This is a genomic window from Curtobacterium sp. AG1037, from assembly GCF_003349855.1.
Classification (GTDB): Bacteria; Actinomycetota; Actinomycetes; order Actinomycetales; family Microbacteriaceae; genus Curtobacterium; species Curtobacterium citreum.
In genome coordinates this window covers 20,840-45,019 of the sequence record NZ_QQAO01000010.1, presented here as the reverse complement: position 1 = coordinate 45,019, position 24,180 = coordinate 20,840, and the positions used below count along the sequence as shown (strand labels likewise).

Genomic DNA, 24,180 nt, shown 5'->3' with positions numbered 1-24,180 from the left:
ATCCTAGCCTCGGCCGCCCCGTTCGTCCCGCACCCTGGAGGTACCCCCGATGACCGCACCGGTCGACCCGTCCGAGAAGTTCGCCGCCTACGCCCACCCGGAGCGCCTGGTGTCGACCGAGTGGCTCCAGGAGCAGCTCGACGCCGGGACCCCCGACCTCGTCGTCGTGGAGTCCGACGAGGACGTCCTGCTCTACGAGACGGGCCACGTCCCCGGAGCGGTGAAGATCGACTGGCACACCGACCTCAACGACCCGGTGCAGCGCGACTACGTCGACGGCGAGGCGTTCGCGCGACTCGTCGGCGGCAAGGGCATCGGCCGCGACACCACCGTCGTGATCTACGGCGACAAGAACAACTGGTGGGCCGCCTACGCCCTCTGGGTCTTCACGCTCTTCGGGCACGAGGACGTCCGCCTGCTCGACGGCGGCCGGGCGAAGTGGATCGCCGAGGACCGTGCGCTGACGACCGACCGCCCCGAGGTGACCGCGGTCGACTACCCCGTCGTCGAGCGCCACGACGAGCTGGTCCGGGCCTTCAAGGACGACGTGCTCGCGCATCTCGGCAAGCCCCTGATCGACGTGCGGAGCCCCGCCGAGTACGACGGCTCGCGCACCACCGCCCCCGACTACCCGGAAGAGGGAGCCCTGCGCGCCGGCCACGTGCCGACCGCCGTCAACATCCCCTGGGCCACCGCGGCCGCACCGGACGGCACCTTCAAGTCGCGCGAGGAGCTCGACGCGGTGTACCGCGACGGTGCCGGGATCGGCGACGCGGACGAGGTCATCGCGTACTGCCGCATCGGCGAGCGGTCGAGCCACACCTGGTTCGTGCTGCAGCACCTGCTCGGGTACGAGAACGTGCGGAACTACGACGGGTCGTGGACCGAGTGGGGCAGCGCCGTCCGCGTCCCGATCGCCGTCGGCACCGAACCGGGTACCGTTCCCTCTCGATGAGCACCGAACTCCCCCGTTCCCTCGCCGAGATCCGCGACGACTTCCTCGAGCTCTCGCAGCAGGACCGCCTCCAGCTGCTCCTCGAGTTCTCCGACGAGCTCCCCGCGCTGCCCGAGCGGTTGCAGGGGCACGAGGACGAGCTCGAGCGCGTCGAAGAGTGCCAGTCCCCCGTGTTCATCACGGTCACGGTCGGGGCCGACGGCGACGCCCCGGACGTCGTCCGCATGCACGCGACCGCCCCGCGCGAGGCGCCGACCACCCGCGGGTTCGCGTCGATCCTCGCGCAGGGGCTGTCCGGCCTCACCGCGTCCGAGGTCCTGGCGGTCCCGTCGGACTACCCGCTGACGATCGGGCTCAGCGAGGCGGTCAGCCCGCTGCGCGTCCGCGGCATGGTGGGGATGCTCGGTCGGGTGCAGCGGCAGGTGCGGGCGGCGGTCGCCGCCGCCTGATCCGCACCCCCTGACGGACGGGAGGCACGGTGCCAGCTGGCCCCGTGCCTCCAGTCCGTCGTTTCGTCGCGTACGACATTCCGCATGCTGGACGCTCCGATGCGGCCTGTGCCAGGATCGAGGGGTCATCGGGGGGAGACGACATGGCGAAGATCCACGGCAACGATCCGACGGGCTACTCGTACGGCGACGCCGACACGCTGAAGACTGCGGCGCGCAGGCTCGCGACGTCGATCGACGGCCAGACCGGCGCACGGTCCACGGCGGTGACGAACGCGGAGCGGGAGTTCCGGGGGTACTTCTCCGAGGTCTTCGCCGACAACGCCGGCATCGCCTCGCGCAGCGCCGGCAAGCTCTCCGAGGCGCTCTCCTCACTCGTCGGGTTCGTCGACGAACTCCGTCAGGCGGCGGAGCAAGAGGACCGACGCCGTGCCGACGCCAAGGCGTGGGAGGCGCGGAAGCGGGAGCGTGAGGAGAACTTCTTCGTCGGTGCCGCGCACGAGGTGTCGACGTGGTTCGGCGCCGAGGACGACCCGAAGCCCCCGGAACCGCAGCCTGAGCCCCAGCTCCAGGCCGATGCCGTCTCGGTGCGCGGTCGTACGATCCCGACGGCCGGAGGCGGCAGCGGAGGCACGTCGTCAGCGGTGCCGGCCGATCTCCGCTCCTTCGCGTCGAGCACCAGGGGGGCCGACGACTCCCTCGCCGGCGCGGTGTCGTCGTTCCGGAACGCCCTCAGCGACTACGAGTCCGGGTGCAACACCCGATGGGGCACGCTGCACGCGCAGTCACTCGTGACCGCGGTGCAGGACTGGCTCACGGACAACGGGCACGACGCGGCTTGGGCCGACACGGTCGCCGCGCAGTTCGAGGCCGCGGGCGGCGGAAACGGACCCGCCACGCTCTCGGACGCCTCGATCGCCGCGGCGCTGGCCGCGGCAGGCGTGGCGGTCGGACGCGACGACTTCACCATCGGCCCGTTCTCCGCGATGGGGACACCGCCCACGAACGGGTTCGCCGACGACCCGGTGAACACCGCGACGGGGAACTTCCTCGAGCCAGAGGACGACCTGACGTTCGGCGGTGCTGCGGCGTCCCTCCGGTTCTCGCGGACGTACAACTCGCTCGACGATCGGGTGGGGTCCTTCGGTCTCGGTTGGTCGTCGGTGCTCGACATCCGGCTGGAGCTCAGCGACGAGCTGGCCTCGATCGTGCTCGAGGACGGGCGCCAGGTCGACTTCCCCCGCGAGGGCGACGGTTGGGGTCGCGGCGTGGGGCAGGACCTCTGGCTCCGTCGCGATGGGACCACCCTCGTCGTCTCGGACAACACGGGGGGTCGGTGGACCTTCTCCGCCGCCGGTGTCTGGCTCTCTGCCGGACGTGGCCCGGGCACGGGCGTGTCCGCTCTCCGCGACGCCGACGACCGGATCACCCGACTCGAGCACGAACTCGGTCGTGCGCTCGGCGTGGAGTACGAAGGCGACCGCGTCGTGTCAGTTTCAGCGTCCGATGGCCGGCGTGTGCAGTACCGGTACGACGATGCGCGCCGCCTCGTCGCCGCGCAGGACACCGTCGGCGCGCGACGCTACCGGTGGAACGACGCCGGCTTGATCGACCAGGTGACCGCCGCGACGGGCGTCGTCGAGTGCACCAACACGTACGACGGCCGGGGGCGTGTCGTCGAACAGCGCACTCCGTTCGGACGCACCGTCCGGTTCTCGTACCTCCAGGGCAGGGTGACGTCGGTCTCGGACGCTGACGGCGGCAACGCGAACACCTGGATCGCCGACCGGAAGGGCCGGGTCGTCGGGATCATCGACGCCGACGGTGCGCGTCAGTCGATGTCCTACGACCGGTACGGCCACCTGGTGTCCGTCACCGAACGCGACGGGTCGGTGACGGTACACGGGTACGACGACCGCGGACGCCGAACGCGCACCGTGACCCCGGACGGCGCCGACCTGACGTGCGGGTACGACGACCAGGACCGGCCCACCACCGTGGTCACCGCAGACGGCGCGATCGTCGAGTACGAGTACCGGGGCGACGACCGGAACCCTTCCGTCGTCACCGATCCCGTCGGCGGACGGACGCTCCTCGAGTGGCGCGCCGGGCAGTTGGCTCGCTGCACGGACCCGACCGGTGTGGTCGTCACGTTCCACCACGACGACCACGGCGACCTCGTCGCGATCGAGGATGCCGACGGGGGGACGGCGTCCTTCACCCGGGACGCAGCTGGGCGTGTCGTCGAAGCGGTCACCCCCCTCGGCGCCCGGACGACGTACCGATACGACGCGGCAGGCCTGCTGACCGCTCGCGAAGCTCCCGACGGCGGCGTGTGGCGGTTCGAACACGACGATGCCGGGCGCGTGATCGCCACCACGGATCCGACGGGCTCCCGGACGGCCGTGGAGTACGGCACGCACGGCGAGGTCACCGCGACCATCGACCCGCTCGGCCGCCGCATCACGACCCTGTTCGACGACCTCGGCAACGTCTCGGCCGTCACCCTGCCCGACGGGGCGGAGTGGCGGTTCGTGCACGACGCGCTCTCGCGGTTGCGCACCGTCATCGACCCCGCAGGCGGTTCGTGGAACCGTGAGTACGACGCCATCGGCGCCGTCGTGGCAACCGTGGACCCGACCGGTGTCCGCACCGCTGCCGAGCGGAAGCGTGCCGACGGCACGACGATCGTCAGTTCCGCGTTCGAGGACGTCAGTGTCCGCACCGATGCGCTCGGACGACCGATCGGCCTCCGGCAGGGAGACGGCTCCACCACCGTGACCGTGCGTGATGCGGCTGGAAGGATCGTCGAATCGCTGGACGGTGAGGGTGGTCTGACCCGCATCGAGCGCGACCTCGCGGGCCGGATCATCGCCGTCACGACGCCTGCCGGTCGGACGACGACGTACACGTACGACCGGTGCGGGCGTCCGGAGACGGCCACGGACCCGCTCGGCGGCCGGACGTCGCTGCGGTACGACGCCGACGGACGCGTCGTCGAGCGGACGGATGCGAACGACGACGTCGAGCGCACCGAGTACGACGCGGTCGGTCGGGTCACCTCCGTCGACGTCCCTGGCTTCGGGATCATCCGGTACCGCTACGACCGGGCGGGACGTGTCGTCGAGGCACGGGACCCGCGGTTCGGTCGCCGCTCGTTCCGGTACGACGCGGCGGGGCAGCTGGTCGCGGCGACCAACGGCCTCGGCGGGGTGACGCGCTACGAGTACGACGCCCGCGGGCGGCTCGTCCGCACCACCGATCCGCGCGGAGCAGTCACGACGCGGACCTACACCGAGCTCGACAAGGTCGCCAGCTCGACGGACCCCCTCGGCCGCACGACGAGCGCGACGTACGACGCTGCCGGTCGCCAGGTCTCCCAGACAGAGCCCGACGGCACCGTGCTTCGGTGGGAGTACGACGCAGCCGGTCGAGAGACGGCCCAGTACGTGGACGACGCACTGGTCGCTCGCATCGAGCGCGACCCGCGCTCGCGGACCGTGACCATCTCCGACCACACCCGACCGGACGTTGCCACTGCCCACCTGCTGGAGTACGACCGGCGGGGTCTCCTCGTCCGCCGAGTGACGGACGGTCGAGAGACGCGATGGACGTACGACGCGGACGGCCTGCGTACCTCGGTGCACGCGCCGGACGGCTCCGTGACGCGCATCGAGCGTGATCCCGCGGGTCGGCCGGGCACCGTCGAGCACACCGCGTTCGGCGCCGTCCATCACGAGTACGACGGCGCCGGACGACTCACGGCGGTGCGCACGGCAGGGACGAGCGACTCCTGGTCCCACGACCGCGGTTTCGTCGTCGGGCACACCAGCTCCGTTGGGGACTCGACGGCGACGTCACGGTTGACCCGCGATCGAGACGGACGGATCGACCGGGTCGAGCGCACAGGCACGACGACCGTCTACGAGCACGACGCAGCGATGCAACTCGTCCGGGCCGAAACCGACGGTGTCGAGACCACCTGGTCCTACGACGCCGCTGGCCGACTCGTCGTCGAACGCACCGAGAACGGCACCCGCACGTACGAGTACGACGACGCAGGTCAGCTCGTCGCGGTGACCGGCCCCGAGGGGCGGACTGCGCACGAGTACGACGCCCGCGGCCAACGGGTCCGGAGCACCGCCCCGGATGGCAGGGAGACCAGGTACTCGTGGGACGGGCGCGGGTGGCTCCGACTGATCGCGTCGGGCTCCTCGAGCACGTCGATCCACGTGGACGCGCTCGGCGACCTGGTCGACGTCGACGGGATGCGGCTCGACTGGGATGCCGCTGCCGCCGTTCCCGCCTTGCTGACAGTCGACGACTCCCCAGTGTTGCGCACGCCCACCGGACTGCTCGGTAGCCCGGACGGCACAGGACCATCAGGATGGCGAGCGGCCCGTAGGACTTCGGACACTGATCCGTGGCAGCTCCTCGCCTCCTTCTCCGGAGAACCCGAGCGCGCACTCGCGTTCGGCGCGGACGGAACACCCGTGGTGGCGGGTCTCGAGTGGATGGGTGCACGTGCGTACGACCCCACGACGCGTGGATTCCTCTCCACCGATCCGATCACCGCACCAGCGGGAGCGGTCTGGGGCGCGAATCCGTACTCGTTCGCCGGCAACGATCCGCTCCATGCGCTCGATCCTCTCGGACTCGCACCGGTCACCGATGCGGAGCTCGAGGCGTACGCCGCCGCCGAGCAGGGGCCGCTCGCCCGTGCAGCAGCGGCAACTGGCGACTGGTTCAAGGACAACTGGGAGTACGTCGCCGGCGGGGCGATGGTCGTCGCGGGTGGCGCCCTCATGCTCACCGGGGTCGGCGGCCCACTCGGCGGCATGCTCATCGGCGCCGGTGCGGACACGATCATCCAGAAGGCCACGACCGGAGAGGTGAACTGGGGCCAGGTCGCCGTCAGCGGAGCCTTCGGAGCGGTCGGCGGCGGCCTGGGCGCAGCGATCGGCAAGCACTTCGTCGGGAACGCCGTCGAGGGCGCCGTCGAGAACGTCGCGAACACCGTCGTCAGCGGTCAACCACTCACGCCCACAGACCTCCTCGGTTCCGCCACTGAAGGTGCTGCGGCGTCGGCCGCTACCGGTGGCATGATGTCGAAGGTGCACCTGCCGTCGGCGGTGAACAAGCTCGGCGACGAAACGCCGCAGGTCAAATCAGTCCCCGACGGCCAGTGGTTCCCACGGAGACCCCTCCCTCGAGACGAGACAACAGGTGCCGACCTGCCAGAGTCAGACTTCGCCCACACCCAGCTGGGGTGGCGCAAGGGCAGTAAAGGACCCTACCCACAAGCGCGCGAATTTTCTGATGATGGTCAAGTCGTGCGAACCATCGACTTCACTGACCATGGTCGCCCCAAACTTCACACCAACCCCCATCAGCATCGGGCAGTGCCGAATCCAACGGGCGGAACTGCGCAGCGGGGCGACCCTGAGCCACTACCGGAGCTCCAATGATCTCGTACGAACGTCCGATATATTCTGCACCCGTGGGCCAGATCACTTTCCGGAACGTGTTCAGGGCCCTCAGTCCAGAACCCATGCACTGGCTGATAACCGAGCTCTGGATGACTGCGATACCGGGATCAAGTGTTGATGTCTTGGACTTGGAACGCAAAGTCTCCAAAGCTGATGGGCAAGGAGCATGGTTCTCGCATCTGGAGATGGTGCGGATCGCTGAAAACTGCGACCAAATGATCGATGGTGAGTTCCTGGGCTATCTGACCGCCAGCGGATCAGAATCTCCCGTGCCGGTTGTCCGCATTGATTTCTTCGACAGCGCAACGGCGACTGTGATAATCGACGAAACGGCATTGTCAGTATCCAGCGAGCTTGAGGAGCTCCTCGGAGTCGGAGTTCCACAGAGCGTGATGGAGACTCGTGCCTCAGAGATTTGATCGAGCAAGCTCCGCTGGTCAGATCGGAAATCGGCTGGACAAAGGCGACCCTGACCAGTTACCCATCGCTCAACGCGAGATCCACAAGACCGAGGCGGACGCGCACGCGCACGAGATGAGCGCTCGTCCGTCCACGGAAGCACGGCCAGACGATGGATCGCCGCAAGGAGCGCGCACGATGAACGAACTGGTCGTCGAGGACGTCCCGTTGCTCCTCGTCGGAGAGACGGTCGACACCATCTGGGTCGATCACGCGCTCCGACTCCTGCTCTCGAACGGCGCCACCGTCATCCTCGAGTGCCCGTTCTCCCTCGGTCGGTCCCCCGACGCCGCAACGATGATCGACCCGGAGGGCGACAAGTCGGGGCTGGTGCCGGCTCTCCGCCTGCACACGCTCGAGGTCACCGCGGCGCGCGCCACGGGATCGACGCTGACGATGACGTTCTCGGACGGCTCCCGACTGACCGCCGGACCGCACCCGGAGTTCGAGTCATGGCACTACGTCGGACCGGAGACCCCTCCGACGATGATCGTCATGATGCCGGGCGGGGGCCCCGCTATCTGGCTCCACCACGAGCAGACGGAGCAGGAACCGGCGGAACGGGTCCGGTCGCTCCTGCTCGCGTACCTCGACACGCTCCCCGCGCGGCGAACGGCGGAGCTCCGCCAGCAGGCCGAGGCGGTGCGGGCCGTCCGCGAGACAGCTCCGCGGATCTGGGACGTCGTGCTCGCGGAGACACCCCGAGCCGACTTCCCCGACGGTCCCCTTCCGGGATCGCTGGCCTACCGCACCGACCAGGCACCGCTCGCGGGTGAGGTCCTCGTGTGGATGCTCGACGGCCGGATCGATTCCGTCGAACTACCGTGGTTCACCACGGAGATGCCGGCCGGACTCCCACGACCGGAGCAACTCATCCGCACCGCGATCGAAGGTGACGGAGGACACGGTGTTCGGTAGACGGAAGAACGCCGAGCGGTCGGCGCAGCAGTTCCATCAGGCCGACAGCCGCGAGCAGCTGTTCGCGGAGCTCTCCGCCGAGACCCGCGCCGACCCCGAGGCGTTGTTCACGATCGAGGTCGTCGACCACGCGCAGCCAGGGCCGGCCCTCGACGAGCGCGCACAGCGACTGTCCCGGAGCGGGGTAACACGGACACCGCTGGCGGCCCCGGATCCGGCCGTGCTCCCTGCGTCCGCCGCGACCGCCGACGCCTTCCACCCGCTGAGCCGGCCGCCGTTCTCGGCGGCAGCCGGTGACGTCTTCGTGATCCCGGACGGAACCGGCGGTGCCGTGCTCGGGCACGTGATCGCCGAGGTCTTCGACGCCGTCTACGTCGCCGTCTTTCGGCGCCCGGAGGACGTTCCGCCGCCGGCGGACCCGCTCGTGGTGCTCGCCACACAGCCCGTCGTCGCCGGGCTCACCCTGCCGGCGAGGTTCCAGCCGGGCATGTGGGAGGTCGTGGGCACGGCCACACCCGACACGCGCCGACTGCTCCCCGCGTACTCGTGGGGCACCGCCGCGGACGGTGTGCAGGTCACGGACTTCTCCGGCAGCAGGTCGCGGCCAGCGAGTGTGGTCGAGGCCGAGACCGTTCCGCGACAGGCGGTCGTGTCCCCGTTCTTCGTCGACATCGCCGTCCGGGCGGTGGCCGGCGTGGTCGACTGGCACCCGGACTTCGAGCACCTCCGCTACCGCGCGTCACCGCGGTCCGTCGATGTCTTCCCCGAGGTTTGACGTGACGACCTCCGGCACGAGCGTCCCGGTCCTCCGCGCGACCCTTCCCAGGCGCTCCGATGTCCCTCCCCGTGCCCACGAGATCCTGGCCGCTCTGCCGGACGACACCGAGGTGGTCGCCTACGACGCCCCCGCCGCTGCGCTCGCCCGCGCACTCCGCCGGAGCAGACGAGCGGGCGAGCCCGGCAACGATGCCCTCGCGGCGCCCCTCGATGCGCTCGGGGACGACCCGGTCCTGGTCCGCCAGGTCGACCTCGGCAACGAGCTCCTCACGGTCCTGCACCGGTCGAACTCGTCCGACTCCTCGCGCCCGACGACCCCGTCAGACGCTTCGAGCAGGGCGCTCGATCGACCGCGCAGACGTTCGCGACCAAGTTCGGTCTGGCCGCCGAGCGGGGCTCCACGGTCCTCGACCTCGACTCCTTCGTCGCCGCGGTGTCCCGCTTCGGCGCTGACGACCTCCCCTTCTGTGCACTCGACGTTCCCGGGGCGGTGGTGACCGTCGCGTTCACGCCGGACCGCACGGCGGTCCTCGCGACGACGATCGCGCGACGACCAGCGGACGACCAGGGCGAAGACAGGAGCTGACCCGGGACGGACGGGAGGCACGGTGCCGGCTGGCACCGTGCCTCCCGTCCGTCACCCGGTCGCGTCTACCGAGCGCTGGTCGCGTCCGTCGGCTGCACCACCTCGGTCAGCCACGCGAGGATGCGCGCGTCGAACCAGTCCGCGTCGTGGTTCCAGAGCTTGGTGTGCCGCGCCGTGGTCTGCACCTCGAGCCGCACGATGTCGGGCCGTGCGCGTGCCAGGTCGTGCGACGCCGAGGACGGCACGAACCCGTCGTCGTCGCTGTGGAGGATGAGGATCGGCACCGTGAGTTCGTCGGCCCGCGCGACCATGTCGAGCTCCCGCAGGTCGACGGGGTGGTCGAGCCCGGCGACGTGGTGCAGGACGGGGGTGCGGAGGAGCCGCTGCGCGACCTTCCGGACCGACCGCGGCAGCTTCAGGACCCGGCTCTGCGACTTGAGCACCGCGTGCCAGTCGACGACGGGCGACTCGAGCACGATGCCGTCGACGAGCCCGGCGAACCGGGACCGGACGAGGGTCTGCAGCACGACGGCCCCGCCCATCGACCATCCCATGAGCACGACGCTCCTGGCCTGCTGCGCGGTGAGCCAGCGGAGCACGGCGTCGACGTCCTCCCACTCGGTGCTGCCGAGACCGTAGCGGCCGTCGGTGCTCCGCGGCGCGACGCCGTCGTTCCGCCACGAGGCGAGGACCACCGAGTACCCGGCGGCGCGGAAGACCGGGACGGCGCGGATGGTCTCGGCGCGGGTCACGCCCCGGCCGTGCACGAGGACCGCCCACGGTGCGTCGGGGTCGTCGGCGCGGACCACCCACGCGGGCGCCGGGCCGTTCGGCGTGGGGATGTCCACGTCCTCGACCGGGACGTCGAGCTCCCCGGGCGTCAGGTAGAACCAGCCACCCCACCGGCCGCGGCGGGCGGAGCGGGGGTCGCCGGCGTCGATCGCGATGATGCGCCGGGTGACGGTGGTGTCGGTGGTGCCGAGGACCTCGCCGACGCGCATGTGCCCGGTGCCGCCGCCGAACCACAGGCTGTACCGGCCCTGCAGCTCGGTGTCCGCGGTGCGCTCGAGCGTGACGGTCATGGCACCGGGGTCGACGGCGTGGATCGGGACGCGTTCGGTGCGCTTGCGGTCGGGCGTGACGACGGCGCGGGCCACGGCGGCGACGAAGCCACCGACCACGGCGGTGGTCACGGCGGCGGCCGCGATGCCCGCTCCCAGCGCCACGAGCCCGGCCGACCGAGCGGTCTCCTGGACGACGTCCTCGGCGGGTCGCGCGGATCGGGACATGGTCCGGAGCCTAGTCTGCATGCGTGTCCGAATCCCGTGAGCCCGAGGCCTTCGAGCGACTCCGCGCGTTCGTGGCGTCGGGCCGGACCCGCACCGAGACCACGGTCACCGAGATCCCCTCGCCCTCGCGGATCGCGCCCCACTCGATCGCCCTCGCGGCGGACGTCTCGGGCGCCGTGCACGGCATCGACTCCGACCTCGGCACGGGGCGGTTCATCGCCCTCCACGACCCCGACGAGCCGGAGGGCTGGGGCGGTGCGTTCCGCATCGTGACGTTCGCCCAGGCACCGCTCGAGCCGGAGATCGGCGTCGACGAGTTCGTGGCCGACGTGACGTGGAGCTGGCTCGTCGACGCGCTCGCGGCCCACGGCGCGACGTACGACCGGGCCTCCGGGACGGCCACCAAGATCATCTCGCGCGGGTACGGCGACCTCGCGGCGCAGGGCGACGGCGCACAGCTCGAGCTCCGTGCCTCGTGGACGCCCCGTGACGAGGACCTGACCGCGCACGTCGAGGCATGGGAGGAGATCGTCGCGATGCTCGCGGGACTCCCCCCGGCATCGGACGGCGTGACCCTGCTGGCTCCGAGGAGGACCACGAAGTGACCGACCCCGCCAGCGAAGCCGACCACACCGCACCCGGCGGCTCGGCAGCTCCGGCAGCACCGGGCGGCCCGGCCGCCCCGGCAGCATCGGCCGCCCCAGCCGACCACGCGTTCGAGGACTCGCACGCCGCCGTGCGCGTGATCGAGGACCGCGACGAGTACCTGCGCGCGGTCGCCGCCATCGGCGCCGGCCACGGCCCCGTCGCAGTCGACGCCGAGCGCGCGAGCGGCTACCGGTACTCCCAGCGGGCGTACCTCATCCAGGTCTTCCGCCGCGGCGCCGGCGCGTTCCTGTTCGACCCGATCGCGATCGGCGACTTCACCGAGCTGCAGGACGCCATCGTCGACGAGGAGTGGCTCTTCCACGCGGCGTCGCAGGACCTGCCGTGCCTGCAGGAGGTGGGCCTCGTCCCGACCCGCATCTTCGACACCGAGCTCGGGGCCCGCATCGCCGGCTTCCCGCGCGTCGGCCTCGGCGCGGTGGTCGAGCAGCTGCTCGGCATCACGCTCGCCAAGGCGCACTCGGCGGCGGACTGGTCGACCCGCCCGCTGCCGCAGTCCTGGCTCGTGTACGCGGCGCTCGACGTCGAGCTGCTGCCCGACCTCCGTGACGCCCTGGCCGCGGCGCTCGACGAGGCCGGCAAGTCCCGCATCGCGGAGGAGGAGTTCGCCGCCGTCCTGACCCGCGCGCCGAAGCCGCCCCGAGCCGAGCCGTGGCGCCGGCTGTCCGGCATGCACGCGCTGCGGGGTGCCCGGGCCCTGGCGATCGCCCGCGCCCTGTGGACCGCCCGCGACGAGTACGCCCGCGCCACCGACGTCGCCCCCGGTCGCACCATCCCGGACGCCGCGATCGTCGCCGCAGCGGCCGCCTCACCGGCCTCGAAGGCCGAACTCGGTGCGCTCAAGGCCTTCACGGGTCGGGCCAGCCGGTCGGAGCTCGACCGCTGGTGGGCCGCCGTCGACGAGGGCCGCACGACCGAGGACCTGCCGAAGCTCCGCGGCTCGGGCGAGGCCACGCTGCCCCCGCCCCGGGCGTGGGCCGACCGCAACCCCGAGGCCGACCGCCGTTACAAGGCCGCGCGGGCCGCGGTGGTCGCGCGCGCCGAGGAGCTCGACCTGCCCGTCGAGAACCTCCTCACGCCGGAGACGCTCCGCCTGGTGTCGTGGGAGCCGCCGACGCCGATCGCGACCGAGACCGTCGGTGCCGTGCTCGCCTCCCACGACGCCCGCCCGTGGCAGGTCGAGGAGACCGCGTCGCGCATCGCACACGCCTTTGTCGCTGCTGGACAGGCCCTTGCTGCCGAGAGCAACACCGGCTCGTAGGAACACCCCAACGGGCATGCGCCCGTCCAGGCTCCGGGCATAGCGTCGGAGCAGTCGCCGGGCACAGCCCGGCCGGTCGGGGCGGAACGTGCCCCGACTCGATCGAAGAGGATCTGGAGGCCCGAGTGCCCAAGGCATCAGACGTCGTGTTCGTGGACGGAGTCCGCACCCCGTTCGGACGAGCCGGTGAGAAGGGGGTGTTCTGGAGGACCCGCGCGGACGACCTCGCGGTCCACGCGATGCGCGGGCTGCTCGACCGGAACAGCCAGCTCGACGGTGCGGCGGTCGACGACGTCGCCGTCGCGGCAACCACCCAGCAGGGCGACCAGGGCCTGACGCTCGGCCGCACCGTCGGCATGCTCGCGGGTCTGCCGAAGTCGGTCCCCGGCTACGCGATCGACCGCATGTGCGCCGGCGCCATGACGAGCGTCACGACGCTCGCCGGCGCGATCGCCTTCGGCGCCGCCGACGTCGCGATCGCCGGCGGGGTCGAGCACATGGGCCGCCACCCGATGGGCTTCGGAGCCGACGTGAACCCCCGGTTCGTCGCCGAGCGCATGGTCGCGAGCGACGCGCTCGTCATGGGCAGCACCGCGGAGCGCCTGCACGACCGGTTCCCCGCGATCACGAAGGACCGCACGGACGCCTTCGCCGTCCAGTCGCAGCAGCGCTACGCCGCCGCGTGGGGCGCGGGCAAGCTCCAGCCCGACGTCGTCCCGGTCGAGGTCAACACCGGCGAGGGCTGGGACGTCGTCACGGCGGACGAGCCGCCCCGCCCGGGCACCACCCTGGAGGCACTGGCTGCGTTGCGCACGCCGTTCCGGCCCCACGGACGGGTCACCGCCGGCAACGCGGCGGGCCTGAACGACGGCGCGACGATGAGCCTGCTCGCATCGGAGGACGGTGCGAAGCAGCACGGTCTGCCGACGAAGATGCGCATGGTCTCGTTCGCGTTCGCGGGCGTCGACCCGGAGGTCATGGGCATCGGCCCGGTCCCCGCGACCGACAAGGCCCTCCGCAAGGCGGGACTCACCATCGACGACATCGGCCTGTTCGAGATCAACGAGGCGTTCGCGGTTCAGGTGCTCGCCTTCCTCGACAACTACGGCATCGCGCAGGACTCCCCGAACGTCAACGCCTGGGGTGGCGCGATCGCCGTCGGCCACCCGCTCGCATCGAGCGGTGTCCGCCTGATGAACCAGCTCGCGGCACAGTTCGCCGAGCGCCCGGACGTCCGGTACGGCATCACCACGATGTGCATCGGACTCGGCCAGGGCGGCACCGTCATCTGGGAGAACCCGAACTTCAGCAAGAGCGCGGCACGGAAGGCGGCCTGAGCATGACCACCACCCCGATCGACCACCTGACCGAGCTCAGCGCGGACGAGGTCGTCACCCACTCGTACGTCAAGCACGTGGCGCTGCCCTCCGGCGGCACACTCGCGCTCATCACGCTCGACAACGGTAAGGACCACAAGCGCCCCTCGACCCTCGGACCGCGGACCATGCGCGAGCTGTCCGACGTGCTCGACACCCTGCGTGACGCAGCCGCGAAGGGCGAGGTCCAGGCCGTCGCGATCACCGGCAAGGAGTACTGCTTCGCGGCCGGCGCCGACCTGTCGCAGGCCGCGGCGCTGCCCTCCCGCGAGGTCGCACACGAGCTCGGCGTGCTCGGGCACGCCACCCTCCGCAAGTTCAGCGAGCTGGGCGTCCCGTCGTTCGCGTTCGTGAACGGCATCGCCCTCGGCGGCGGCCTCGAGGTCGCCCTGCACTGCACGTACCGAGTGTTCTCCTCGGCGGCGCAGGGCATCGGCCTGCCCGAGGTGTTCCTCGGGCTCATCCCCGGCTGGGGCGGCGCGACGCTGCTCCCCCGCCTGATCGGGCCGGAGAAGGCGCTCCGCGTCATCGTCGAGAACCCGCTCAAGAACAACCGCCTGATGGACGGCCCGGCCGCGGTCGAGATCGGCATCGGCGACGCGCTCATCCCGTCGGTCACCTTCCTGCCGTCCGCGGTCGCGTGGGCCGACGGCGTCGTCTCCGGCCGCACCAAGGTCGTCCGGCAGAACGAACCCGGCATGCTCGAGAAGGCCGCGTGGGGCACCGTCGTCAAGGTCGCCCGGAGCCAGGTCGCGTCGAAGATCGGCACGGTGCCGAAGTCGCCGTTCCGCGCCCTCGACCTCGTGGCGGCAGCGAAGAGCGGCAGCCTGGACGAGCGCTTCGCAGGCGAGGACGACGCCCTCGCCGACCTGCTCGCCGGCGACCAGTTCGCCGCGTCGATGTACGCGTTCGACCTCGTCCAGAAGCGCGCGAAGCGTCCCGTCGGAGCCCCGACGGACGTCGAGGCGAAGAAGATAACGAAGGTCGGCGTCCTCGGCGCCGGACTCATGGCGTCGCAGTTCGCGCTCCTGTTCGCGCGCCGCCTCGGCGTCCCCGTGGTGATCACGGACGTCGACCAGGCGCGTGTGGACGCCGGCGTCGAGCGCATCCGGTCCTCGGTCGACGAGCTCCTCGCCAAGAAGCGGGTCTCCCCGGACGACGCGAACCGCATCAAGGCGCTCGTCTCGGGCTCGGTGTCCTACGACGCGTTCGCGGACGCCGACTGGGTGATCGAGGCCGTCTTCGAGGAGATGTCGGTCAAGCAGGACGTGTTCCGGAAGATCGAGCAGGTCATCGCACCCGACGCGATCCTCGCCACGAACACGTCGTCGCTGTCGGTGTCCGAGATGGGCTCGGTGCTGTCCGACCCGTCGCGGCTCGTCGGCTTCCACTTCTTCAACCCCGTCGCAGTGATGCCGCTCCTCGAGGTCGTCCGCACCGAGCAGACCTCGGACGAGACGCTCGCCACGGCCCTGGCCGTCGCGAAGACGCTCAAGAAGACCGCGATCATCACGGCCGACCAGCCCGGCTTCGTCGTGAACCGCGTGCTCGCCCGCGTCCTCGGCGAGGCGATGCGCGGCGTCGAGGAGGGCACGCCCTTCGCGACCGTCGCCGAGGGTGCGGCACCGCTCGGTCTGCCGATGTCGCCGTTCGAGCTGCTCGAGCTCGTCGGGCTGCCGGTCGGCGCGCACGTGCTCGACTCGCACCACGCCGCGTGGCCGGAGCGGTTCTACCCAGGTGACGGGCTGAAGCGCATCGCGGAGCACGGCGCAATCCTGACCCGCGACAAGAAGGGCGCCGTCACCGGGTACGACCCCGCTGCCGTGAAGCTCGTCGCGCCCGCGAAGAAGGACGCCCAGCCGGTCGACGCCGCGACCATGCAGCAGCGGTTCGAGGACGCACTGGCCGACGAGGTGCACCGCATGCTTCAGGACGGGGTGGTCGAGCACGTCGAGGAGATCGACCTCGGCCTGATCCTCGGTGCGGGCTACCCGTTCCAGGCCGGCGGCATCAGCCCGTACCTCGACCGGTCCGGAGCGTCCGAGCGCGTCTTCGGCGGCACGTTCCACGACCCGGCGATCGTCGGGCCCGCCTCGCGCTAGCCGGACCCGCCGGTCGATCGAACCACGGAACCGACATCGAACCAGGCACTCGTCCTGGTTCGATGTCGGTTCCGTGGTTCAACGGCGCGGCGAACGAGCGCGGGCCCGCCACCGCACCGCGCGAACCACGCGTTCAACGCTCCGCGGACTCCCGCGTGCGCGCCGGCTTCGCCTGGGGCAGCTTCGTACCGACGACCTGGTCGATGACGTCCCGCGCTATCGCCTGCGCGGTCAGCCCGACGTCGGCCAGGATCTGCGACCGCGACGCGTGGTCGATGAACGCGTCCGGCAGCCCGAGCTCGTTCACGCCGGTGTCGACCCCGGCCGCCCGCAGGTCCTGCCGCAGCCGTGTCCCGACGCCCCCGACCCGGACGCCGTCCTCGATCGTGATGACCAGCCGGTGCTCGCGGGACAGGTCGATCAGCGATGCGGGGATCGGCACGACCCACCGCGGGTCGACGACCGTCGCGCCGATGCCCTGCGCCTCGAGCAGGGCCGAGGCGTCGAGCGCCACCGGCACCATCGAGCCGACCGCCACGAACAGCACGTCCGGCTCCTGCCCGTCGGTCGGGTCCCGGAGGACGTCGACCCCGTCGGACAGACGACGGAGCGCCGGCAGGTCCGGTCCGACGGAGCCCTTCGACCAGCGCAGCACGGTGGGGGCGTCGTCGACGGCGACGGCCTCGCGGAACTCCTCGCGCAGCGTGACCGCATCGCGCGGTGCGGCGATCCGGATTCCCGGCACGACCTGCAGGAGCGCGAGGTCCCACATGCCGTGGTGCGAGGGACCGTCCGGACCGGTGATGCCCGCGCGATCGAGGACGAACGTCACCCCGGCGCGGTGCAGTGCCACGTCCATGAGCACCTGGTCGAACGCCCGGTTGAGGAACGTCGCGTAGAGCGCGACCACGGGGTGGAGCCCGCCGAACGCGAGCCCGGCGGCGGTGGTCACGGCGTGCTGCTCCGCGATGCCGACGTCAATCACCCGCTCGGGGTGCTGCTCCTGGAACAGGTGGAGTCCGGTGGGGCGCAGCATGGCGGCGGTGATCGCGACGATCCGCTCGTCCGCGGCGCCGACCGACGCCAGTTCGGACGCGAAGACCGACGTCCACGAGGGCCCCGACGACACGTCGAGCGACTCCCCCGTCTCCGGGTCGATGTGCCCGACCGCGTGGAACTGGTCCGCCTGGTCGCGGAGCGCCGGCTCGAAGCCGTACCCCTTCTCGGTGATGGCGTGCACGATCGTCGGCGCTCCGTAGGCCTTGGCCTGCCGGAGCGCCGCCTCCATCGCGCGCTGGTCGTGCCCGTTCACCGGACCGATGTACTTGATGTCGAGGTTCGAGTAGAGCGCCTCGTTGTTCGTGAACCGCGACAGGAAGCCGTGCAGGCCGCCGCGCACCCCGCGGTAGAAGGCCCGACCGGGTGCACCGAAGCGCGACGCGACCGCCTGCGACTTCTCGAACAGCGCACGGTACTCACGGCGCGTGCGCACCGAGCTGAGGAACCGCGCCATCCCGCCGATCGTCGGCGCGTAGGACCGGCCGTTGTCGTTCACGACGATCACCATGCGGCGGTCGTTCGCGTCCGAGATGTTGTTGAGGGCCTCCCACGTCATGCCGCCCGTGAGCGCGCCGTCCCCGACGACGGCGACCACCGTGCGGTCGTCCTGGCCGGTCTGCCGGAAGGCCCGCGAGATGCCGTCCGCCCACGACAGGGACGACGACGCGTGCGACGACTCGACGATGTCGTGCTCGGACTCGCTGCGCTGCGGGTACCCGGCGAGGCCGCCGCGCTCCCGGAGGCGCGAGAAGTCCTGTCGACCCGTGACGAGCTTGTGCACGTACGACTGGTGCCCGGTGTCGAACACGAACGGGTCGTGCGGCGAGTCGAACACGCGGTGCATCGCCAGCGTGAGCTCCACCACCCCGAGGTTCGGCCCCAGGTGCCCGCCGGTCTTCGCGACCTCGGCGACCAGGAAGCGACGGATCTCGGCGGCGAGCTCCGTCATCTGCGCGTCGGACAGACGCTTGAGGTCGCGCGGCGACGAGATGCTGCTGAGCAGGCTCACGAGCGCTCCTTTCGTGGGGCAGGTCACCACACTATCCGCGGGACCGGACGACGGACTGGAGGCCCGTGGCGGTGTCGCCACGGGCCTCCAGTCCGACAGGTGGTCGCGTCAGCGACCGGTGCGCGCGTCGCGCGCCGTGCTCACACGAGCGAGCGGAGCACGTACTGCAGGATGCCGCCGTTGCGGTAGTAGTCGGCCTCACCGGGGGTGTCGATGCGGACGACCGCGTCGAACTCCACGGGCTCCTTGCCGGCGGGCGAGTGCTCGCTCGGCGTCGCGGTGACGTGCACCGTCTTGGGCGTCCGACCCTCGTTGAGCTCGGTCAGCCCGGAGATCGAGACGACCTCGGTGCCGTCGAGGCCCAGGGACTCGGCGGACTCGCCGGCCGGGAACTGCAGCGGGACGACGCCCATGCCGATCAGGTTCGAGCGGTGGATCCGCTCGAAGCTCTCGGTGATGACCGCCTTGACGCCGAGCAGGTTCGTGCCCTTGGCCGCCCAGTCGCGCGACGAGCCCGAGCCGTACTCCTTGCCACCGAAGATGACGAGCGGGATGCCCTGCTCTTGGTAGTGCTGCGAGGCGTCGTAGATGAACGACTGCTCGCCGTCGGCCGTCGTGAAGTCACGGGTGTACCCGCCTTCGACGCCCGCGCCGTCGTTCGCGTCCGCCAGCAGCTGGTTGCGCAGTCGGATGTTCGCGAACGTGCCGCGGATCATCACCTCGTGGTTGCCGCGACGCGAGCCGTAGGAGTTGAAGTCCTTGCGGTCGACACCGTGCTCGGCGAGGTACTTGCCCGCCGGGCTGTCCGCCTTGATCGACCCCGCCGGCGAGATGTGGTCCGTCGTGACCGAGTCACCGAGCTTCGCGAGCACGCGGGCGCCCGAGATGTCCGAGACCGCGTCGGGCTGCATCGTCATGCCCTCGAAGTACGGAGGCTTCCGGACGTAGGTGGACTCGGTGTCCCACTCGAAGGTGTCGCCCGTCGGGGTCGGCAGGTTCTTCCAACGGTCGTCGCCCTCGAACACGGAGCCGTACTCGTGGGTGAACATCTCCGTGTCGATCGACGTGTCGATGACCTGCTGGACTTCGCCCGCGTCGGGCCAGATGTCCTTGAGGAACACGTCGTTGCCGTCCTGGTCCTGGCCCAGGGCGTCGGTGTCGAAGTCGAAGTGCATCGAGCCGGCCAGCGCGTAGGCGATGACGAGCGGCGGCGACGCGAGGTAGTTCATCTTCACGTCGGGGTTGATGCGACCCTCGAAGTTGCGGTTGCCCGAGAGCACCGCGGTCACGGCGAGGTCGTTGTCCTGCACGGCCTGCGAGATCTCCTCGGGCAGCGGGCCCGAGTTGCCGATGCAGGTGGTGCAGCCGTAGCCGACCGTGTAGAAGCCGAGGTCCTCGAGGTAGCTGGTCAGCCCGGCCTTCTCGTAGTAGTCGGTGACGACCTTCGAGCCCGGCGCGAGGGTGGTCTTCACCCACGGCTTGGCCTTGAGGCCCTTCTTCGCGGCGTTCCGCGCGAGGATGCCGGCGGCCATCATGACCGACGGGTTCGACGTGTTCGTGCAGGACGTGATCGCGGCGATCGCGACGGCGCCGTGGTCGATCGTGAACGCGTCGCCGTCGCCCACGGTGACCGAGGTCGGCTTCGAGACCGTCCCGGGTGCGCTCGAGGCGTGCACCGGGACCTCGGACGGCTGCGCGTCCTGCAGGTCGTCGACGGCGTGCTCGTCACCGGGGGCCGCGGCGACCGGGTCGGACGCCGGGAAGGTGTCGGCGACGGCCTTGTCCGCCTCGGAGTGGTCGATGCTCGCGTAGTTCGCGAGGTCGACCTCGAACTGGTCCTTGGCCTTCGAGAGCTCGATGCGGTCCTGCGGGCGCTTCGGGCCGGAGATCGACGGGACGACCGTCGACAGGTCGAGCTCCATGTACTCGGAGTACACGGGCTCCACCGACGGGTCGTGCCACAGGCCCTGGGCCTTGGCGTACGCCTCGACGAGGGCGATCTGGTCCTCCGACCGGCCCGTCAGGCGCAGGTAGTCGAGCGTGACGGCGTCGACCGGGAAGATCGCGGCGGTCGAGCCGAACTCGGGGCTCATGTTGCCGATGGTGGCGCGGTTCGCGAGCGGGACCTCGGAGACGCCCTCGCCGTAGAACTCGACGAACTTGCCGACCACGCCGTGCTTGCGGAGCTCCTGCGTGATGGTGAGCACCACGTCGGTCGCGGTGACGCCGGCCGGGATCGAGCCGGACAGCTTGAAGCCGACGACCTTGGGGATGAGCATCGAGACGGGCTGGCCGAGCATCGCCGCCTCGGCCTCGATGCCGCCGACGCCCCAGCCGAGCACGCCGAGGCCGTTCACCATCGTGGTGTGCGAGTCGGTGCCGACGAGCGTGTCCGGGTACGCGTAGAGCTCGCCGTCGAACTCGCGCGTGTACGTGACCTTGGCCAGGTACTCGATGTTGACCTGGTGGACGATGCCGGTCCCCGGCGGGACGACCTTGAAGTCCTCGAACGCGGTCTGGCCCCAGCGGAGGAACTGGTAGCGCTCCCCGTTCCGCTCGTACTCCAGGTCGGTGTTGCGCTGCAGCGCGTCCTCGCGGCCGAACAGGTCGGCGACGACGGAGTGGTCGATGACCATCTCGGCCGGCGACAGCGGGTTGATCTTGTTCGGGTCGCCGCCGATCTGCGCCATCGCCTCGCGCATGGTGGCGAGGTCGACGATGCACGGCACGCCGGTGAAGTCCTGCATGACCACGCGGGCCGGCGAGAACTGGATCTCGGTGTCCGGCTCGGCGTCGGGCCGCCACGAACCGAGGGCGCGGATCTGCTCCTCGGTCACGTTCGCACCGTCCTCGGTGCGGAGCAGGTTCTCGAGCAGCACCTTCAGGCTGTACGGGAGCTTCTCGTGCCCCGGCACCGTGTCGATCCGGTGGATCGCGTAGTCGACACCCCCAACCGACAGTGTGTCCTTCGAGCCGAAGCTGTTGACTGCAGCCACTGTGCCGCCTCCCTACTGATCGGTGTGCCCCCATCTTCGCGGGCCGCGGAACGTCCCACCAGCAAGGCAAACCTAAACCCGGCGGCGCTGCTGCGCCCCCGGCAAACTGTCTCGATGTCGAGACAACTCTACACCGCGGCGGGGTCGTCCCGTCGCGTGAACACCGTGCGGACGAGCAGCCACGTGACCCAGAGCACGGCGGCGTAGAGCGGCACGCCGAGGATCAGCTTGAGGCCCGCGAGCAGTTCGACCTGCGCCGTCAGGTACAGCGGCACCTCGACCGCCAGGCGCACCGCGAACAGCCCGACCCAGATCCACGTGGCGACCGTGAGCACCCGGCGCTTCGCGGGGTCGGCGCGCCAGTCGACGTGCGAGCCGTCCTCGTTCGCGGGCAACAGGAAGCCGACGACGACGCCGATGAGCGGCCAGCGCACGGCCAGCGTGACGAGGAGTCCGACCAGCCAGACGGCGTTGATGACGATGCCGGGGATGAAGTTCGTCTCGGCGCGGCCGGTCAGCAGTGCAAACCCGGCCGACACCGCGACGCCGAGGATGCCCGCGAAGGACATCGTCACCGACTGCCGCTGCACCAGCCGGAGCACCACGAAGACCAGCCCGACGACCACCGGGATCACGACGCTCGGGACGAGCTCCTTCGTGATCGTGTAGACCACCAGGAACGCGAGCCCGGGCAGGATCGACTCGGCGAGGCCGCGGACGCCGCCGACGGCACCGAGCAGGTCGCGGCCGGACGGTGTCTCGCCCGGGGCGACCCGGGCGATCCCGGCGTTCTGCACCGCCGCGCGGAACTGCTCGGAGAAGCTCGGCTGGTCCGGAGCGACACCCGGCCCGTCGCCGGACGACGCCGTACCGGACGGATCGGTGCCGGGCGTCCCCGTCTGCGGTCGGTTGGTCTCGTCGCGGTCCGGCACCGTGCCTCCTGGCCGTGTCTCGAGTCTGGGCGTGCCGGTCAGACGGCCGACTGCGTCGACTTCGGCATGTGCAGCGGGATGAGGTCGCGCGGCGGCATCGGCGTGGTGCCGCGCACCACGACGACACTGCGGAACAGCTCCTCGATCTCGGCGGCGTCCTCCGGACGCTCGGCGGCCTTGCCGGCGATCACGCCGCGCAGGAACCACCGCGGACCGTCGACGCCGACGAAGCGGGCCGGGCGCGCGCCGTCGGTGCCGCCCGAGCCGTCCGTGACCACCGGCACGAGGGCGCGGAGCTCGGGGCCGAACGGACCGTCCACTTCCTGCACGGTGCCGCCCTGACGCTCGATCTGCTCGGCGATCTGCGCGCGGATCTCGTGCCAGAGCCCGGTGGACCGCGGCGCGGCGAACGGCTGGACCTGCAGCGTCGACTCGTCGTAGTCGAGCCCGACGGCGACGACGCGCTGTGAGCCCTCCTCGACCTCGAGCCGCAGGTGCAGCCCCTCGCGCGGCAGCACCTTCACGCCACCGAGGTCGACGTACGGACGGACCAGGTTCGCCTCGGTCTCGTCGTGCGGCCCGTTGGCGGCACGGTCGTCCGGGGCGGACTTGTCCGTGGGCGCGACCGCGTCCACCTCGTCGAGGTCCGCGTCGGCGTCGGCTGCGAGCTCGACCTCCGGCGTCGTCCCCGCGACCTCTGCGTCCTCGGCGACGGCCTCCGCCACCTCGACCTCGTCACGCTTGCGTCGGCCGAACTTCATGCGCCCGTCCCTTCCTGGATGTCGACGGCGGCGTCGCGCGCGACACCGCTCCGGTCACCGTAGCCCGAGGAGCCGAACCCGCCCTCACCGCGACGGCTCTCGGGGAGCTCGTCCACCTGTGTGAAGACCACCCGGGGCACCGGCATGACGACGAGCTGGGCGATGCGGTCGCCCGCGTGCACCTCGTAGGGCTCGGCCTGGTCGGTGTTGAGGAGTGCGACCTTGATCTCCCCGCGGTAGCCCGCGTCGACGGTCCCCGGCGCGTTCACGATCGTGATGCCGTGCTTCGCCGCGAGCCCGCTCCGGGGCACCACGAACGCCGCGTACCCCTCCGGCAGCGCGATCCGCAGTCCGGTGCCCACGAGGCGTCGCTCGCCGGGACGGAGCACGAACGCCTCGGTCGAGACGAGGTCGGCACCGGCGTCGCCGGGGTGGGCGTACCCGGGAGCGTGCTCCCCGGTCCAGAGGACGTCGACTGGTTCGGTCACGTGACGAGGGTAGTGCAGACCGTGACCGTTCCGTGACCTGCCCCGGTTCGTGGTCGAATGGTCCCGTGACCCTGTACCGCGAACGTCTCTGGGCGCCGCCCGCCCTCTACCTGGCGACGGCGCTCGTCATCCCCGCGAGCCTCCTCGTCTTCCTGCCGATCAGCGTCCTCGCCGGCGTGCTGGTCGCGATCGGCATGTACCTCGGGATCGTCGTGCTGCTCTGGGCGCTCGCCCCGACCGTCGAGGTCACCGAGACCGAGTTCCGTGCGGGCAAGGCGCACCTGCCGCGGACCCTCGTCGGCGAGGTCGCCGGCTTCGAGGGCGCCGAGGCCACCACCCAGCGCGGGCCGAAGCTCGACGCCCGCGCGTGGACGCTCTTCCGCGGGTACGTGCGCGGGGTCGTGCGCGTCGAGGTCGCGGACCCGGCGGACCCCACCCCGTACTGGCTGGTCAGCGTGCGGAACCCGTCGGCGGTCGTCGCGGCGTTGCGCTCGTAGGCGGTCACCGCCGACCCGGCCTGGAGGCACGGAGCGCGCCCGCCCCGCCGGTCACGTCCGCCTGCGCTCGCGTGGTCGACCATGCGGACTGCCCGGACGTGCGGAACGGCC

The 24,180-nt window shown here is 71.1% G+C and carries 17 protein-coding genes; 11 read left to right on the top strand and 6 right to left on the bottom strand.

All coding sequences use genetic code 11. The annotated features are described in order from the left end of the window. Window positions 1–49 precede the first annotated feature (49 nt). The 6 genes from DEU32_RS13680 to DEU32_RS13655 all read left to right on the top strand — a co-directional run bounded on the left by DEU32_RS13680 (window position 50) and on the right by DEU32_RS13655 (window position 9,045). The gene (locus DEU32_RS13680; protein WP_114851044.1) at window positions 50–955 is read left to right on the top strand and encodes a sulfurtransferase; all 906 of its coding nucleotides are present in this window, start codon (window positions 50–52) and stop codon (window positions 953–955) included. Beyond that, window positions 952–1,404, top strand: coding sequence for a SufE family protein (locus DEU32_RS13675; RefSeq protein ID WP_114851043.1), 453 nt, complete (start codon window positions 952–954; stop codon window positions 1,402–1,404). Before DEU32_RS13680 ends, DEU32_RS13675 begins: the two co-directional genes overlap by 4 nt. 143 nt (window positions 1,405–1,547) lie before the next feature. Further along, window positions 1,548–6,872, top strand: a complete 5,325-nt coding sequence (locus DEU32_RS13670; RefSeq protein ID WP_114851042.1) for a DUF6531 domain-containing protein — start codon at window positions 1,548–1,550, stop codon at window positions 6,870–6,872. Between the two features lie 32 nt (window positions 6,873–6,904). Further along, entirely contained in the window at window positions 6,905–7,312 is a 408-nt protein-coding gene (locus tag DEU32_RS13665; RefSeq protein WP_114851041.1) for a hypothetical protein, read from the top strand. A gap of 178 nt (window positions 7,313–7,490) precedes the next feature. Beyond that, a complete protein-coding gene (locus tag DEU32_RS13660) occupies window positions 7,491–8,270 on the top strand; it encodes a DUF6188 family protein (RefSeq protein ID WP_114851040.1) in 780 nt (259 codons plus the stop codon). Beyond that, window positions 8,245–9,045: a hypothetical protein gene (locus DEU32_RS13655; RefSeq protein WP_114851039.1), complete on the top strand. Its 801-nt coding sequence runs from the start codon at window positions 8,245–8,247 to the stop codon at window positions 9,043–9,045. Before DEU32_RS13660 ends, DEU32_RS13655 begins: the two co-directional genes overlap by 26 nt. Window positions 9,046–9,698: 653 nt before the next feature. On the opposite strand, the gene DEU32_RS13650 is transcribed toward DEU32_RS13655, so the two are convergent. After that, the gene (locus DEU32_RS13650; protein ID WP_181819298.1) at window positions 9,699–10,922 is read right to left on the bottom strand and encodes a S9 family peptidase; all 1,224 of its coding nucleotides are present in this window, start codon (window positions 10,920–10,922) and stop codon (window positions 9,699–9,701) included. 23 nt (window positions 10,923–10,945) lie between these two features. On the opposite strand from DEU32_RS13650, the gene DEU32_RS13645 reads away from it, so the two are divergent. The 4 genes from DEU32_RS13645 (at window position 10,946) to DEU32_RS13630 (ending at window position 16,327) form a co-directional block, all read left to right on the top strand. Then, the gene (locus DEU32_RS13645; protein WP_058742496.1) at window positions 10,946–11,527 is read left to right on the top strand and encodes a DUF3000 domain-containing protein; all 582 of its coding nucleotides are present in this window, start codon (window positions 10,946–10,948) and stop codon (window positions 11,525–11,527) included. Then, window positions 11,524–12,849 (top strand): HRDC domain-containing protein, encoded by a 1,326-nt coding sequence (locus tag DEU32_RS13640; protein ID WP_395858329.1) that lies wholly within the window; start codon window positions 11,524–11,526, stop codon window positions 12,847–12,849. Before DEU32_RS13645 ends, DEU32_RS13640 begins: the two co-directional genes overlap by 4 nt. Before the next feature lie 125 nt (window positions 12,850–12,974). After that, a complete protein-coding gene (locus DEU32_RS13635; RefSeq protein WP_114851037.1) occupies window positions 12,975–14,186 on the top strand; it encodes a thiolase family protein in 1,212 nt (403 codons plus the stop codon). A gap of 2 nt (window positions 14,187–14,188) precedes the next feature. Next, a complete protein-coding gene (locus tag DEU32_RS13630; protein WP_114851036.1) occupies window positions 14,189–16,327 on the top strand; it encodes a 3-hydroxyacyl-CoA dehydrogenase NAD-binding domain-containing protein in 2,139 nt (712 codons plus the stop codon). Between the two features lie 133 nt (window positions 16,328–16,460). Here the strand turns inward: DEU32_RS13630 and dxs are convergent, their stop codons facing one another. The 5 genes from dxs to dut all read right to left on the bottom strand — a co-directional run bounded on the left by dxs (window position 16,461) and on the right by dut (window position 23,572). Further along, window positions 16,461–18,395, bottom strand: a complete 1,935-nt coding sequence (gene dxs / locus DEU32_RS13625) for a 1-deoxy-D-xylulose-5-phosphate synthase (RefSeq protein ID WP_114851035.1) — start codon at window positions 18,393–18,395, stop codon at window positions 16,461–16,463. 140 nt (window positions 18,396–18,535) lie between these two features. Beyond that, window positions 18,536–21,391, bottom strand: coding sequence for an aconitate hydratase (locus DEU32_RS13620; RefSeq protein ID WP_114851034.1), 2,856 nt, complete (start codon window positions 21,389–21,391; stop codon window positions 18,536–18,538). A gap of 128 nt (window positions 21,392–21,519) precedes the next feature. Beyond that, window positions 21,520–22,323, bottom strand: a complete 804-nt coding sequence (locus DEU32_RS13615; RefSeq protein WP_114851033.1) for a DUF3159 domain-containing protein — start codon at window positions 22,321–22,323, stop codon at window positions 21,520–21,522. Between the two features lie 38 nt (window positions 22,324–22,361). After that, complete coding sequence (locus DEU32_RS13610; protein WP_083520041.1) at window positions 22,362–23,084, bottom strand: DUF3710 domain-containing protein; 723 nt, start codon at window positions 23,082–23,084, stop codon at window positions 22,362–22,364. Further along, entirely contained in the window at window positions 23,081–23,572 is a 492-nt protein-coding gene (gene dut / locus DEU32_RS13605; protein WP_114851032.1) for a dUTP diphosphatase, read from the bottom strand. Before dut ends, DEU32_RS13610 begins: the two co-directional genes overlap by 4 nt. Window positions 23,573–23,637: 65 nt before the next feature. On the opposite strand from dut, the gene DEU32_RS13600 reads away from it, so the two are divergent. Next, window positions 23,638–24,069, top strand: coding sequence for a DUF3093 domain-containing protein (locus DEU32_RS13600; protein ID WP_114851031.1), 432 nt, complete (start codon window positions 23,638–23,640; stop codon window positions 24,067–24,069). Window positions 24,070–24,180: the final 111 nt, after the last annotated feature.